Origin of the sequence: uncultured Holdemanella sp. (assembly GCF_958348295.1) — a bacterium.
Taxonomy (GTDB): domain Bacteria; phylum Bacillota_I; class Bacilli_A; order Erysipelotrichales; family Erysipelotrichaceae; genus Holdemanella.
In genome coordinates this window covers 1-14,504 of the sequence record NZ_CATVYQ010000006.1, presented here as the reverse complement: position 1 = coordinate 14,504, position 14,504 = coordinate 1, and the positions used below count along the sequence as shown (strand labels likewise).

The following is a 14,504-nucleotide window of genomic DNA, read 5'->3' as shown; positions in this document are numbered from 1 at the left end:
CAGTTATTTGGCTACATACTTCTTTTTAGATGGAATAAGATCTGATAATTCAGATTCCATCTTTTCTAATACTTCCTTCTTTTGATTTAAGAGTTTTAAAGTAGAAGTAAGTGTTAAATTTTCTTCATTTAATTGTGCAAGCTTTTCATCATTTTTAGCTTTTCGATCCTCATAATATTTGATTTTTTTTAAGATATCTTCGTACTTTATCATTTTTAAAATCTCCTAATGTAAGATTTGCGAATACTGCTGTTTATGAATTCGCTTTTGATAATCTTCAGCTTTTTCTAAGACACGTTCTTCTTTTGAATAATGATAAATAGTATCTGATAGCTTTTGATTTTCATCCACAATCGTATTATTTACATAATGCAATGTATTTTTTACATGTTCATGATTTAGATTTGGTGAATCACTTAAAACCAAAACTTCATCTGTAGAAGATGGGATAATGTATAAATCACGATCCAGCTTAGAAGCTATTTCATTTAATAGATTTGGGTAAAACATAGATGCAGCACCATCCGTATTATGCTCATTGGATACGATAATAAGTTGTTTATCTTTTTCGCGATAGGCCACATTTTCAGGTACTCCTAATAGAAATGTTTCAATAGGAATATACTTAGGAATCATGATTTTAGGTGAAGAAACAAGGGCATCTTTATGCAGAGTAGCTACATCAATTCCATACTCATCCATCATTTGATTCGTTACTTTAGCCGAACAAAAACGTTCATCTGTTGTTTGAATCATGACACGATAAATGATGGCTAGATCTCCAATAATTGTATGCGGCATGTTTTCCAATTCTTGTTTATGGGTATCGGCATTAATCACATTTATAAACAAGTAATCTTTAACATTTTCATATTTAAGCAATGCATTTACGTTATCCAATACTTTTCTGTTTTCAATCATTAAGCTACCTCTTTCTTTAATTCTTCCAAATAAAAAGCCAATCGTTTTTCTTGATTGGCTGTTGAAAATTCATTAAATACAAGTGTTATTTCCATGATTATTTGTTCTCACTTTCTGGATATAAACCATAGAAAAAATCATCTGTATCAACTTCTTCAATTTCATGTTCATATCCTTCAATCGCAAAAACCATCCATTCAATGATGTCATCGTACATGGATTGTTTAGCTTCAATGAGCGCTTTGATTCCTTCTTGATATGAAATGCGTTCTAGTTGATTATCAGCAGCTTCATTAGAAAATGTATATTCTGTAATTACATTTTCAATGGAATCTAGCATCAATAATTGTGCTACTACGATTTGTTTATCTTCTTCAGTTAGATTTGAATAATTAAAAACTTTAGTGTTGTAAGTCATTCTTCTTTCCTCCTTTAGACTCGATTTCAATAGAATAGGTTCTTTCATTTTGTAAGTCGCCAAATAGACTAGCCATTAATTCAGAATCATTTTTAGTAGCTTCATAAGAATCAATGTATTCATGATCCACTAAATGAAATTCTTTTTTCTTTGATTTTTCACTTTCAACTAGTTCTGTAGCGGTAATCTTTAAGGCAGCTTCTTCATTTAAATCTAATGAATCTGGTGTTTTATTTAGATCCATTAGTAGTAATGTTTCATTAAAGAGAATTGGTTCTTCTTCCTTTAATGCCTTCATTTGTTTAAACATAATATTTAAGAATTGTTTTTTTACTTGATCATTGACTAGTACTTCCACTGGTTGATCTAAAATATCTTTGTAGTGTTTAGATGGAACAATGGTAGGTTGTTTTGTATCTGGATTAATGTAGGAATAAGTCATGCGACTGATGTTGTCACAGACTTCTTTGATTTTCATTTTTTGAAATAGATCAAATTGTTTGTTCACGATGTGCTCCTTTCATATTTACTAATTTTTCATTTACATCTTTGTATTTTGTTGGATGTTGATCTACACAATGGTATTTATTCTTTAAACGATTCATTATATAAGTAGTAGCACTCGTGCCAACTTCATCATTGTCTAGATGAAATATAATTGTTTTAATGTTTGGATTTCTGCTTAAAAATGATTTTAAAGATATAGGAATATCACCATTCGCTTGATTATTTGCACCAGATAAAGATAAATAGTTCTTTGTAATAAAATTTTCATTAGTTTCTTTTAAAATGGTCATATAAGATAAAAGATCAATAGCTGCTTCAAATACATGAAGTTCATCACTATTAGTGTTTGCGTAAGAAAAGCTGAAAGCTTTATTACTTCCTGCATGATCTAATTTAAAATTTTTGTAGATACTTCTTTTAAAAGCATAGGCAGGTTGTTGACCATCATAGCCAACAAAGACAACATTCTTATAGTATTTACTTTGATAAAGCATATTATTATCAATAAAGTAATTTACGATATCTCTATCAATTTTTCTCACATCACAAAGATAATGAATAAGTGCGTTGTTATTAGAATCTTTTAAAGGTAATACAAAAGATTTTCTTTCTTTGGACTGTTCAACAGTAATAATTGGGGCACTAACTTTCATTAAATCAACTAGGTACCAACATGCATCTAAGAATTTCATTCCTTCTACTTTGGTTAAATAATCAATGGCTGATTTACCACCGGTTCGTTTTGACCACCAATACCATTTGCCATTAGAAAAATGAAGGGAATCATGATATCGATGGTAATAATCGGTTCTTCCATTTTTAATAAGAAGGTCAGGATGATAATTCTTCATATAATCAAAAGCGCTAAATGATCTGATATTTTGTAGTGTCTCTGAATCAATATATCTACTCATTATCTTTCAATTCCTTTGCTGATTGGTGGAGCCATCTTTTCAATTCCATACTGTTCACAAAACTTTTGGATATCTTTTTTGTTTGTTATTTCATCTTTTTCTGTATAGATAGCATTCACTTTATATTTTTGTTCAGGAATATTTTTAAGCCATTGATTCATAAATTGATTTAATTCATTTTGTTTTAATGGAGTATCTGCAACTTCATAGAATTGAAGATTATCTTGTTGATAAGTTTGAGGTAATAATAGTTCCTTATCTTTATCAACAATAAATTCAACATCTGGATCTGCCATAAGATCACCATTTAAAACATAATTATGAGCCATTACATATCGATTCTCATCAAACATTTCAATGTTTAAATCCATAAAGTGTGGAGTTGAATATTTCATGTATATTGCATCACCGGTAAGTATTGGTCTAGCAATATTTTCAAAAAGCTTATAGTTTTCGTGTTCAATATCTTCTTTCGTTAGCATGATTAATTTCTCCTTGTAGATAGGTTCAAGCTGCTCAATCATTTCATGAACAGTACTTTGAATATTGTTTAGAATTTCTTTTAATTCTTTTGGATCATTGTTTGCATAGCTTGCAATGTAACCAAAAGAGTATTCAGAAGTATCTAATCCAAAGTGGTCACAAATAACAAAAGCCAACGATTCTGCTTCTATTTCTCGTTGGCTTTGATCTTTATCTGTTTGTTTATGAAGTATGCTATGAGCGTACTCGTGTATTAGTGTTTTTGCGGTATGGATATCTTCTAAGCCCTTATTCACAACAATTTGATCTGTAGTAGGGGAATAATATCCTTTGGCACCATTTGCTAGATTAGAGTCTTCAGACTTGTTTTTAAATTCGATTGGAATCTTGCTAGCTGATTTAATTGTTTCTATCATGGCGAGAGATTCTTTATTAGAACCTTTTAAATCTGAAATTAATTCAGGAAGGGGGTCGCCTGTGGTTTGCGAAATATCAAATACAGTTGTTGTCTTAAAACACAATTTATCGAACTCTTTTTCTTCTTGAACTCTATGACCATTAGAGTCTAAAACTATCTTTCCATTCTCATCTAATTTATCAACCATTCTTGTTTCCTTAGTTGGAAATGGAGCTAGGATAACTAATCCTTTTTCACCTTTATTAACTTGTCGATTGAAGTTGTACTTCCAGGCATTATACCCAGCTACATGAGTAGCATTAGGATTTTGATAAAGTATCAATAGTGTATTGTTTAATGAATAGTTATGGAATTTGCTTAAACAAGATAAATAGTTTTTAAATTTATCTGACGAATATACGTCTTTAACACCTTGTTCAATCATATCGAAAGCTTGTGCAGTCTTATCATTATTTGCCATAGTATCACCGTCCTTTCTAAAATAGGGTAAAAGAAAAGCGCTACCGGTTTTGGTAATGTCAGTTTGTTGACAAAGTAAGGGACTCTCAAATGAGAAACTATGCAATACTACTCCGTTTTACCCCTCGTGAGCCCCGTTTTACTCCGTTCTACTCCTCGCACTTTTCCTAAAAGTTATAAACAATCAAATATTTATGTTAGATATTTGTACTTTTGATTCAGGTGATTATATCTTTTTCGCTATTACAATAATTCTTTTGTTGTTATCTCTTGTATCACAAGTCACTAAAGTCATTATTTTATCTTCTGAATCGACAGTTACACTAGTTTTATATAATTCACGATTAATAGAATCAGATATAAAGGCATTAAAAGCATTATTCGAATCCCAACTAGCTTGTGTGAATTCTAAAGAATCATCTAGACTGTTTAAATCAATATTTAATACCGCGAAGATTTGATAGGTTCTTGTTTCGGTTTCTGTAATGAATTGAAATGTAGAATGCTCTTTATAGTAGCTTTGATTCACATAGTTCATTAATGGAGTAAAAATAATATTGTTCCATTTACTGGAATGACCATAAATCACAACATTTTTTGAATCAATATTTCCATCTGCCGATACAAAAGGAATACCTGCATTGGCATATTCTTTGTTGATGTTTTTACGAACATAGTAATCATTATCCGGCGCCTGTACAATAGGTTCATAAATAACTCTATTATCAAATTCTAGTATTCCAACAATATCATTATTGGCTTGTTTAAGAAGAGATAAAGAAAGCTCCTTTTCAGAAGCTTCCTCATTATCTTTATTCTCTTTTGTTGTTTTACTTGGCTTAGATTCTACATAGTAATCCGAATAATCATAAGATTTCTTTGTACCAAACTCACTATATAGAATACCACTTAGAAGACTTGCAGTTACTATCGCAAGTGCTGCTATTTTTATTTTCTTATATTTCATACTATCTATACCCCAGTATTAGGAACAACGATACGTGCATTTTCAAAATAATAGATAATTGTATCGGTTTCCTCATCTGCCTCTACTTTATAAGCTTTTGTTTTATCGGCTAATTGATAAGAAGTAGGAGCTTTGATTTCCTTAAATTCATATTCATGACCATAAATTGCATCAGAAAGTACTGCTTTACCATCTTTACTGACATGTTTAGTGACTTCATCACTTCCTGATTTTCTAGAATAATATGTTCCATCATCAATATCTAAAATTATTTTCTTATTCTCATCTGTTTTAACTTTCTTAACAATCTTGGTGAAATCTTCATCTTTAGCGATTTCATACTCTTCATCTGGAGAATCACCAATAATCATCAATTGTCCAGAAGCTAATGTAGTAACGTATTTATCTAATGTTTTATCGTAGACTTCAAAAATTGCTCCATTCAAGAAATGATCATGGTGATCTTTATCCACTTTATTGACATCCAATTCTAAACGGCGTTTTTCATTATAAAGATCCATTGAAACTGTTACAGTAGGTTTATTTGTATCTTCATCATAATCGAAAGTAAAGTCATGCTTTTCTTCATCCAATTTGAAGCCTACATTTGTTTCCAATTCCTTAACATAATATTCACCTGTTGGAAGATCCAACTGTTCAATATTCTTGCCATCTTCATCAATTGTTAATGTTCCAACCAATCCATCTACAGGAATAATAACTTTGCCATTTAAAGTAATATCATTTTTAGAATATACACCAAAGATAACATCTTTATATGCATCTTTATCTTCATCTTCAAATGTTTTAGTAATCTGCAAATCTAATTTCTGCCTTTCATTTACATAAGACTGTTTGATTTCAACAACATCAATCATCTGACCAGCATATTCAATATCAAAATCATATGTGTGTTCATCTAACACAAAACCAGTTTGTGTTGCTGTTTCTTTAATAGAATATTTACCTAGCTGTAATAAAGAAGAAGTTGTTATGCCATCCCCTGTTGTAAATGTATCAACTACATCTCCTTTGTGGAACCACACAGTTCCTTCTGGAGTTACAATATCTTCACGTGCTGTAATTTCATACGTAACACCTGATAAATATTTTTCTTTGTATTCTGGAGTATACAAAGTTCCATAATCTGTTTCAGATTCTTTTGCTCCTGACAACATCTCACCTGTCTTTTCCACATAGACCTGGCCTTTTTGTGTTTTATTGTCAAAATTCATAAAGATTTCTGTACTAGAACCGTCCACATTGATTGGAATTTCTGTATCTTTTAATACATAACCATGAGGTGCTTTGATCTCCACTAATTTATATTCACCATACTTTAATGGAGAAGGTAAATGTACAGAACCATCTTCATCCGTTTTAAATACATCTGTAGTTTCTTTTTTAGGATACGTTACTTCCTGTGTTACATAATTACCATCTGCATCTTTGATTTTAAATTCAACTCCGGCTGCCGGAATACGTTTTCCAGTTTCACTGTCCGTTTTGTAGATAGTCAATTCAGCTTTGATTGTATCATTATAGATGTTATAGAAATATGTCTTCTCATTTTGATTAATCTTTACTTCAAAAGGTTTTAAAGTATCATAGCCTTTTGTTTCATGTTCTTTAACGATATAAGTTCCATATGGAAGATAATCACTAATAGCTCGACCATCTTCATCCGTAGTCAATGTTGATACGACTTTACCTGTCGATTTTAAAATAATATCAAATTTAAATCCTTCACCAGGCTTTTGAACATTGCTTTGGAATAATCCATACTTCTCTTTATCAATTGTTTTCGCAATCTCAATGCGACCCTTAATAACCTGATCTTTAACTGTTGTATAGAATGTACTAGGTGTGTTATCACCTGAATATTTAAGTTCTACTGTATTACAAGAACTGTTAGTTAAATATCCTTCAGGAGAAGTAACCTCACACACATTTAAAGTTGTTCCAACTGGATATTTTTTAGATTTAACTTTTGAACCATTTGTCGTAATTGTTTCAAGTACATTTCCACTTGTATCCTTAATCGCAAATGTAGCTCCATTGAAAGTAGCATCTCCTTGAGTCTTAGTACCTGTTTGAGAATCCTGTTTTTCAACTTCAATATCTGCATACATCAAATCGAAATTTAATTTGAAGTTTGGAGAAGGATCTCGCCTCGATGCTAAATAAATAACTCTTTGATATCCACCTGATCCATAGATAACATTTACATCTCGTGCTGTAAAATTACGTGAAAAAGTAATACTCTTATCATAATTTTCAGATGTGATAGCTACTGTAAGATTGTTTCCATTTACAGAAGCACGAATTCCATTTGAGCTTGTGATTGAATAGTTTGCTAAAGTACCCTTCGTATCCGTTAATGTCACCGGTGTATTTAATCCCATTTTAATCGTTTGATTATTGAATGAAGGTCTACCCTGAGGCTGAGTACGTAAATTGTTAATGACTGTAACCTCATTTGAAATATCATAAACGGTTGTTCCATCTGTATAGTAAGGCTGATACCAAGTTCCAGTCACTGCCTGCCAAATCATAACCTGAGTTGCGACATAGTATTTTTCTGTTTGATGACCAGAATAGCTGTATCCATAATAATTGATTTCCCAGATATTTTGACGAGTTTGTTCAGATAATTCATCCCATTTTGCAGTATCCTGATGATAATCCAAGCCTTCTGTAAAAAGCTGCATAGGCTCAATACAGAATACTGTCTTATCCCCAACATATAATTGCTGTACATAATCAAATCCATACTGATTGGCAATATGGATCATTGCATAAATACTGCCTGTTCCTGTTGTATCCGTTAATGAGATTCCATCAGACTGAGGCATCAAATCAGGAAATACATCTTCTGCATTTCCAAGTTCTACAATTGTATCTAAATCATTTTCATCTGTAGTCGTTTCTTCAGCATGTACCGGTAGAGTATTCATCAATGAATTGAGAATAACTAATGCTGTTAGAAAGAATTTACTACCTTTCTTCAATATGTTTTTCATATTCTTTTTTCCTTTCCTTTAGGTTGTTGCAACAAAAAAGACGAGATTTCTCTCGCCAAAGTATTTATTCAATTGTCATTTATCACATCCTTACTGAATCAAACTTCCATTGCTCCAAAGATTCAATCCGTAATAAGCAATGCTATGATCGTTTCGATATACCGGTTGAACAGAATAGTTTGTAATTTCAGTTTCGCCAATATACATCACATCATTTAAGTAATATTCACCACTTGAATTTGCTTCACCTTCCGAAGAAAAAGTTGCGTAGTAAAAATTAGAATCCAGGATAACATCACACGCTTGATTTTGATCAACACCACCAGGACATGCATAGCTTGGTTCTACTGGTACGGGTGTAGATTCAATAACTGGCTGTTGAACAGCTTCTTGTGTTTTAACTCCTTCAGCTTCTTTAACTACTTCTTGCTTGCTGATGCTCGTATTAGATTGGTTGGTTGAAGTGTTGTCCAATGCTTTCTTTTCACTCTTATTGTTTGAATCTTGAGAAGCAGTCTTTGTTTTGTTTTGCGATGAAGTCTTATCTTTGCTTGTAGTGGATGCTTTTGAACTTTCTTTTTTTGCTGCTGTTTGTTTACTAACAGCATTTGTTTTATTGCCATCTGCATCTTTCTTTTCTTCAGATTTTATTGCTTTCTTAACTGTTTTTACTTCTTGTTTACTAACCTCAGTTACTTGTTCACTGCCATCTGTTTTGCGGTTGACAAAACAATAAGCAGTAATACCTAAAATACTCAATAAATAAAAAAGACTTATAATTATTTTCTTTCTCATAATTAATCCTTTCTCTTATCTAGCTATCTCTAAAATACCTAGTTTATATTTACTATTCATAACTAGAAACATTTTTTTATTTTCGGATAGTAAATAAATTCTTCGGAAGGTAGGAGGGGTTTTAGGGGAGAAAACAGTCACACTTCCAGGCAAAGTCAGACTGCCCCTCCAACAGTCCTTTACAATCATAGATACAAAAAAGACAATCGAATCTACGATTATCTCTCTTCTTCTTTTGATTGTTTCTTTGCCCAGTTTTCAAGCAAGTGAATCATAATATCTTTCTTCTTGCCTGGCGAAAGATTCTTTGGGAAATATTTATTAATCTCATTCATTTGAAATGATAGTTTTTCTCTTTGATTTGGTTTTTCTTCAGCTAATGTATCGTTAACAAAATCAAAAGTTAATTCGCCATCATGACTTAACCGTTTGAATTCTTGGCATTGCGCTAATGATGGCGTTCTTTGATTGTCGTTAATTGAATCAACAACATATTGCTGTTCATCAGAAGTAAGATAAGATAGTTCTACTGCTGGATTAAACGCAATAGTAATATTATCTTCATTTCTTCCATCGACCATTTCCTGTAATGGTTCAATCAAATAGGTGAGGCGGATAAATCGTTGGATTTGACGAGCACTAAATTCTGTTGTCTCCGCTAAAGCAATATCGCTTCTTATCTTTGTGCCAACTTGGCACGAAGTGGCCTTGCCGTATTCAACAGGAATGTCTGTATTATCAAAATCAATATCTACTTTCTTCCCTTGATGTTTCATTGCCTCTAGTCTCATCTTATAAGCGTAGCCACGTTCACTAGGGTAGATGTTTTCTCTTTGAATGTTGCTATCGACCATTAATATAGTGGCTTGATCATCATCGAGGTTTCGGATAATAACATTCATTTCATTTTTGCCAAGCTGTGACATAGCAAATTTACGCCTGTGACCAGATATCATTTCATAAGTTCCGTCTTCTTTAGGTCGGACAAGGGCAGGCATCAACATATCGTTTTCTTTGATTGAATCAATAAGCTTAGCCATGTCTTCATCCATCGTTACATGAAAAGGATGGCCTTTAAAATCGGATATCTTATCAATAGGAATCTTCATTACCTTTTCAGCACTGGATTCTTGTCTTTCTTTTTCGGTTGAAAACAGGGAATCATAACTTGGCAATCCTAAATCTAGTTTTGGCATGCTGTGCCTCCTTATTCATTTAATAATTCAAAACTTTCTACAACAACGTTCATTGAATAGATCTTTTGATCATCTTTCTTATATGAACTCGTTTGTAGATTGCCAATGATCTTAAACTTTGTGTCAGAAGAACCAACTATTTCAAGTTTTTCTGCAATCTCACCAAATGCAATACATCCAACATAATCAAAACGTGTTCCTTGATCATCTCTTAGGCATTTGAGAGTAAACTTTGTAAAAGAATTACCTTTTTGTGATCTGGATACTTCAATGTTTCTGGTAAGTGTACCTTTTAATTCAACATGATTGTTTTTCATTTCTTCATCTTCTTTCTATCGACTGAAATCATTTCTTTGTTTTTCTTTGTCTTTGTTCAGAATCTCTTTTGTAAGAGATTCATAAGCCAAAGCTACTTTAGAATCTTTTGCATATTCATAAATGCTTTTACCACTAGTACTAGCTTCACTTGCCTTAGTAGCTTTAGGAATGATCGTATCAAACACTTTGATATTCTTGCTGAAAGAATCTCTTATTGTTTCGATGGTGCTTTTAGTAATATTGGTATTTGAATCCGCAAGTGTCATAACAATGCCATTAATCTTTAGATTGTCATTAATCTTACGCTGTACCTTATTTACTGTTTGAAGCAACTTAGTCATGCCTTTTGCCGGTAAGTATTGCGTTTGTACAGGAATCAATACTTCATCTGCTGCAGCTAAAGCATTAACGGTAAGCATTCCTAAAGAGGGCGGGCAATCAATAAAAATGTAATCATACTTACTTCTTAAAGGTTCGATACAATTACTTAATGTCTGTTCTCTATTAATTACACTGACTAGACGCATCTCAAAGTCTGCAAGTTCGATATTGGCTGGAATAACATCAACAGCTTCAGGATGATTCAATATAAGGGAATCATAATGGATTGATTCATCATTTATATAATCATCGAGCATTGAAGAAACACTGTTTTCTAATGCATCATTTGTTTTCCATCCCAGAGAACTTGTAAGATCACCCTGTGGATCAAAATCAATAATCAAGACATCATACCCATTTCTTGCCATACCGATTGCAACGTTTAAAGCAGTTGTTGTCTTGCCAACGCCACCTTTTTGATTTGCTACCGCAATTACTTTACATTTATCCATAATAAAAACTCCTTTCCCATACCAGTCGAATCACTGGTTATGTAAAAGGGGCGAGAGGATATTACTTGTTGGCTTGTTTGGCTAGTGAATCATGCTTGATAATGATAAAAAGCCTTTGCTATTTATTTACTCTCACTTGGTTAGTAAATCATGTTTGATAACAAGTCTAAAAAAGCGTTGAAATTCAACGCTTAATTTTTATTTGTGCTGTATTTTCCAATAGCCTGTTTTATTAGAACCTATTCTAACAATGATTTCTTTTTCTTTTAATTCTTTAATGATTCGGCTAACTTTTCTAGGACTAATTTGCAGCACTTCTGCCATTTGCTTTGCAGTAATAGATGGTTGCTTCTCAAGTAGTAACAGAACTCTATTTATATCGCCATTTATATCGCCATTTATATCGCCATTTATATCGCCGTTTATATCGCCATTGTTGGTAGATAAAAGATTTAATGGCACTGAGAATGGAAATTCTACCTTTATAAAGTGTTCGGAAATTTTAAAGATGCTCTTGTTGTAAACTTTTAAAATCCTACTCATTCCTGATCCTAATTGTTCCACTAAACCAAGATCTTTAAATACTCTCATTAACTCACGATTTCTAGGCATACTACTACAACTGAAGAAATCTTCTTCACTTTGCCCTGGAAGTAAACCACCGTATGAAGTGAAGACCATTTTGTCAGCAAAAATTTCAAAAACAGGAGGGATTTCTTTAGAATAATCAGAATGAATAATTGCATTAATAATAGCTTCACGCATTGGAATTGGATCAACTAAGTTCTTTTCAATTCTTTCAGACGAAGTTATTTTCGCTAATGTGGCATTCTCAATTTTTAGTTTATCAAGCACGTTGTATGTCGCCTTAACCAAAGAACAGTACCCATACTCTTCATTTTCAATCAAATCAACTTTATCGGTTCCTGCGTATTTTGCGACTTTAATAGAAACACCGTTTTCATCAGCAAGAAGGTATGCGACATAATTATATTTGCCATCAGGTGTAAGCAGTTCTAAAGAATTTGCGAATTTATCATTTAATTCAAGGCCTCTTTCTTGATAGTAAATTTTCAATTGGGCAAAAGATAAATCTTGTCTTGGTGAAGGAATGTTTCTTAATGTTGTATGTATTCTTTTACTATAAAGGTCATCAATCATTGAAGTGGTCATTTGTTGAGTTGAAGTTCCGGTTCTTGTAAAGCAACCATTTGGAGACATTCCGTTTTTCTTGATGTAATAAGGTTTTTCTAGTCCACTAGATATTAATATTTTTATAACGGTTACATTATCAACGCTTTCAGTAACTATATCAAATAATCCTAGCGTAGAAGGAAGGATGTTATTTTTAATTCGATCTGCAATTTTTAATTGAGTATCATCTAAATTAGAAACTCCAATGCCCTTACCATTATCATCAACGCCAATATATAAAACTCCACCTTCGCGATTATTTAAGAATGCAACTACTTCCTTTTCTAGTTTATCGTTTAAATCTTGTTTAAATTCTGTTCTATTATTCTCCATCAGCATTATAAGGTCTCCTTTCCGCTTTTAATTCAGCAAAATTTGATTAAAACATATAAGCACTACCTATTAAATTCTATAAAATATAATACCATTAAAGTAGATTTGATTTCTACTTAACTATTTTCTTTTTTTGCATAGCAATTTCTTTTGCCTTCGCTTTTCCATAGTAAAAACTCCTTTCCCATACCAGTCGAATCACTGGTTATGTAAAAGGAGTGAGCTGCGTGACAACGCGTGAAAACAGATTGGTAAAAAACACCTCCAAACCGTGGCTTACAAGTGCTTAAAACAAGCCATTTTATGTGCTTTTTCAAGACTATATGCAAAAAAATTGGTCGAGTTTGAATAATTCAATAAACATCAAAAGGCCTTTATATAAGGTCTTTTTTATATGCTGATTTTGTCCGTGAGTATAAAATGAACACATAAATTATTGGATATGAATAATTAAATAAATTGAAGTCGATTTACATTCTTACTAATATAAAGTATAATATTAGCAAGAATGTAAAAGGCGGTGAGAGTATGGAAGGAGTAATGGATTCTAAAAAAATTGAGGTTTTGAATGTTAAAAAATTAAAGAATGTGAATGTATCGAGACAGTCTATTTATAATTTTATAAAAAGGAATTGTATGGAAAAAGTTGGTCCAGGTATTTATATTTCAAAAGATGTGTTGGAAGATGAAGCTTATGTTTTGTCACAGCGTTGTCCAAAAGGAGTTATTTCTCATGATGATGCCTTATATTATTATGGTCTGGTTGATCGAGAACCTTTTGTGCATTGTATTACAATTTATAGTGGATATAATCCTTCTGCTTTAACAAACTCAGGTTACAAGGTTTATACTGTAAAAAAGGAGCTTTTGGATCTAGGAAAGACTACAATCACAAATCAATTTGGTCATGAAATCCCAATGTATGATTTGGAAAGAACAATTTGTGATTTAGTGAGAAGTAGACGTAATTTCGAAATTCAGGATTTTAATATGGCAATTAAAACTTATTTACAAAGAAGTGATAAGGATCTTAATCGTTTAATGGTGTATGCAAAAGCATTTCGAATTGAAAAGATAATTAGACAATATATGGAGGTTTTATTGTAATGTATCTAACTCCAGCACAAATAAAAGGTAGAATTAAAAACGTTGCCAAACAAAATGGATCGGATCCTATAACTTTGTTACGTATTTATATGATGGAGCATTTTCTTGAAAGAATAACGTATTCTAAATATAAAGACGATTTCATTGTTAAGGGTGGAATCTTGGTTACTTCTATGATTGGTATATCGATGCGATCGACTATGGATATTGATACAACAATACGTAATTTTGATTTAACTAAAGAAGAAACCACAAGGATTGTAAATGAAATTAAAGATATTTCTCTTGATGATCACATTGAATTTATCTTAAATGATGTATCTGATATCATGGACAATATGGAGTATCCAGGAATAAGAATTCATATGGATGCAAAATTAGAAAATTTAATAGTGCCAATCAAAATAGATATATCAACAGGTGATGTGATTACACCTAGAGAAATAAGATATGAATATCCGTTGTTGTTAGAAAACAAATCAATACAACTCTGGTCATATAATTTAGAGACAATACTTGCAGAAAAAATTCAAACAATTCTTTCCAATGTCATTAAGTTAAGCTAACGGGATAGTGGCAGTGATAAATTCTTATTAAGTTAAGCCTGGATACAATTCT

At 31.9% G+C, this 14,504-nt stretch carries 15 protein-coding genes; 2 read left to right on the top strand and 13 right to left on the bottom strand.

Translation table 11 applies throughout. The annotated features are described in order from the left end of the window. Nucleotides 1-3: 3 nt before the first annotated feature. The 13 genes from Q3907_RS01985 to Q3907_RS01925 form a co-directional block, all read right to left on the bottom strand. Nucleotides 4-213: a hypothetical protein gene (locus tag Q3907_RS01985; protein ID WP_301896989.1), complete on the bottom strand. Its 210-nt coding sequence runs from the start codon at nucleotides 211-213 to the stop codon at nucleotides 4-6. A 12-nt stretch (nucleotides 214-225) separates the two neighbouring features. Beyond that, entirely contained in the window at nucleotides 226-921 is a 696-nt protein-coding gene (locus tag Q3907_RS01980; protein WP_301896988.1) for a DUF5688 family protein, read from the bottom strand. Nucleotides 922-1,018: 97 nt separating this feature from the next. After that, on the bottom strand, nucleotides 1,019-1,339 hold the full coding sequence (locus tag Q3907_RS01975; RefSeq protein WP_295562749.1) for a hypothetical protein: 321 nt from the start codon (nucleotides 1,337-1,339) through the stop codon (nucleotides 1,019-1,021). Next, nucleotides 1,323-1,847: a hypothetical protein gene (locus Q3907_RS01970; protein ID WP_295562750.1), complete on the bottom strand. Its 525-nt coding sequence runs from the start codon at nucleotides 1,845-1,847 to the stop codon at nucleotides 1,323-1,325. Before Q3907_RS01970 ends, Q3907_RS01975 begins: the two co-directional genes overlap by 17 nt. Beyond that, nucleotides 1,831-2,760 (bottom strand): DUF3991 and TOPRIM domain-containing protein, encoded by a 930-nt coding sequence (locus Q3907_RS01965; protein WP_301896987.1) that lies wholly within the window; start codon nucleotides 2,758-2,760, stop codon nucleotides 1,831-1,833. Before Q3907_RS01965 ends, Q3907_RS01970 begins: the two co-directional genes overlap by 17 nt. Beyond that, on the bottom strand, nucleotides 2,760-4,121 hold the full coding sequence (locus tag Q3907_RS01960) for an ArdC-like ssDNA-binding domain-containing protein (RefSeq protein WP_301896985.1): 1,362 nt from the start codon (nucleotides 4,119-4,121) through the stop codon (nucleotides 2,760-2,762). Before Q3907_RS01960 ends, Q3907_RS01965 begins: the two co-directional genes overlap by 1 nt. Nucleotides 4,122-4,346: 225 nt before the next feature. Next, nucleotides 4,347-5,087, bottom strand: a complete 741-nt coding sequence (locus Q3907_RS01955) for a class B sortase (RefSeq protein ID WP_301896984.1) — start codon at nucleotides 5,085-5,087, stop codon at nucleotides 4,347-4,349. A 5-nt stretch (nucleotides 5,088-5,092) separates the two neighbouring features. Next, entirely contained in the window at nucleotides 5,093-8,110 is a 3,018-nt protein-coding gene (locus Q3907_RS01950; RefSeq protein ID WP_301896982.1) for a SpaA isopeptide-forming pilin-related protein, read from the bottom strand. 90 nt (nucleotides 8,111-8,200) lie between these two features. Continuing rightward, on the bottom strand, nucleotides 8,201-8,905 hold the full coding sequence (locus Q3907_RS01945; RefSeq protein WP_301896980.1) for a hypothetical protein: 705 nt from the start codon (nucleotides 8,903-8,905) through the stop codon (nucleotides 8,201-8,203). 218 nt (nucleotides 8,906-9,123) lie between these two features. After that, complete coding sequence (locus tag Q3907_RS01940) at nucleotides 9,124-10,101, bottom strand: ParB/RepB/Spo0J family partition protein (protein WP_295561823.1); 978 nt, start codon at nucleotides 10,099-10,101, stop codon at nucleotides 9,124-9,126. 11 nt (nucleotides 10,102-10,112) lie between these two features. Then, the gene (locus Q3907_RS01935; protein ID WP_301896979.1) at nucleotides 10,113-10,418 is read right to left on the bottom strand and encodes a single-stranded DNA-binding protein; all 306 of its coding nucleotides are present in this window, start codon (nucleotides 10,416-10,418) and stop codon (nucleotides 10,113-10,115) included. Between the two features lie 15 nt (nucleotides 10,419-10,433). Continuing rightward, nucleotides 10,434-11,252, bottom strand: coding sequence for a ParA family protein (locus tag Q3907_RS01930; protein WP_227994130.1), 819 nt, complete (start codon nucleotides 11,250-11,252; stop codon nucleotides 10,434-10,436). A gap of 198 nt (nucleotides 11,253-11,450) precedes the next feature. Beyond that, the gene (locus Q3907_RS01925) at nucleotides 11,451-12,785 is read right to left on the bottom strand and encodes an RNA-binding domain-containing protein (protein WP_301896977.1); all 1,335 of its coding nucleotides are present in this window, start codon (nucleotides 12,783-12,785) and stop codon (nucleotides 11,451-11,453) included. Between the two features lie 522 nt (nucleotides 12,786-13,307). Here Q3907_RS01925 and Q3907_RS01920 point away from each other — a divergent pair. Further along, entirely contained in the window at nucleotides 13,308-13,886 is a 579-nt protein-coding gene (locus Q3907_RS01920; protein ID WP_259320840.1) for an abortive phage infection protein, read from the top strand. Continuing rightward, a complete protein-coding gene (locus tag Q3907_RS01915) occupies nucleotides 13,886-14,452 on the top strand; it encodes a nucleotidyl transferase AbiEii/AbiGii toxin family protein (protein ID WP_301896976.1) in 567 nt (188 codons plus the stop codon). The genes Q3907_RS01920 and Q3907_RS01915 overlap by 1 nt, the downstream gene beginning before the upstream one ends. The last annotated feature ends 52 nt before the right edge of the window (nucleotides 14,453-14,504 follow it).

Bases quoted from the DNA above. Each gene is read 5' to 3' on its own strand.
- Q3907_RS01940 (WP_295561823.1), bottom strand. From the start codon at position 10,101: ATGCCAAAACTAGATTTAGGATTGCCAAGTTATGATTCCCTGTTTTCA.
- Q3907_RS01975 (WP_295562749.1), bottom strand. From the start codon at position 1,339: ATGACTTACAACACTAAAGTTTTTAATTATTCAAATCTAACTGAAGAA.
- Q3907_RS01965 (WP_301896987.1), bottom strand. From the start codon at position 2,760: ATGAGTAGATATATTGATTCAGAGACACTACAAAATATCAGATCATTT.
- Q3907_RS01930 (WP_227994130.1), bottom strand. From the start codon at position 11,252: ATGGATAAATGTAAAGTAATTGCGGTAGCAAATCAAAAAGGTGGCGTT.
- Q3907_RS01985 (WP_301896989.1), bottom strand. From the start codon at position 213: ATGATAAAGTACGAAGATATCTTAAAAAAAATCAAATATTATGAGGAT.
- Q3907_RS01915 (WP_301896976.1), top strand. From the start codon at position 13,886: ATGTATCTAACTCCAGCACAAATAAAAGGTAGAATTAAAAACGTTGCC.
- Q3907_RS01950 (WP_301896982.1), bottom strand. From the start codon at position 8,110: ATGAAAAACATATTGAAGAAAGGTAGTAAATTCTTTCTAACAGCATTA.
- Q3907_RS01945 (WP_301896980.1), bottom strand. From the start codon at position 8,905: ATGAGAAAGAAAATAATTATAAGTCTTTTTTATTTATTGAGTATTTTA.
- Q3907_RS01920 (WP_259320840.1), top strand. From the start codon at position 13,308: ATGGAAGGAGTAATGGATTCTAAAAAAATTGAGGTTTTGAATGTTAAA.
- Q3907_RS01925 (WP_301896977.1), bottom strand. From the start codon at position 12,785: ATGCTGATGGAGAATAATAGAACAGAATTTAAACAAGATTTAAACGAT.
- Q3907_RS01935 (WP_301896979.1), bottom strand. From the start codon at position 10,418: ATGAAAAACAATCATGTTGAATTAAAAGGTACACTTACCAGAAACATT.
- Q3907_RS01955 (WP_301896984.1), bottom strand. From the start codon at position 5,087: ATGAAATATAAGAAAATAAAAATAGCAGCACTTGCGATAGTAACTGCA.
- Q3907_RS01960 (WP_301896985.1), bottom strand. From the start codon at position 4,121: ATGGCAAATAATGATAAGACTGCACAAGCTTTCGATATGATTGAACAA.
- Q3907_RS01980 (WP_301896988.1), bottom strand. From the start codon at position 921: ATGATTGAAAACAGAAAAGTATTGGATAACGTAAATGCATTGCTTAAA.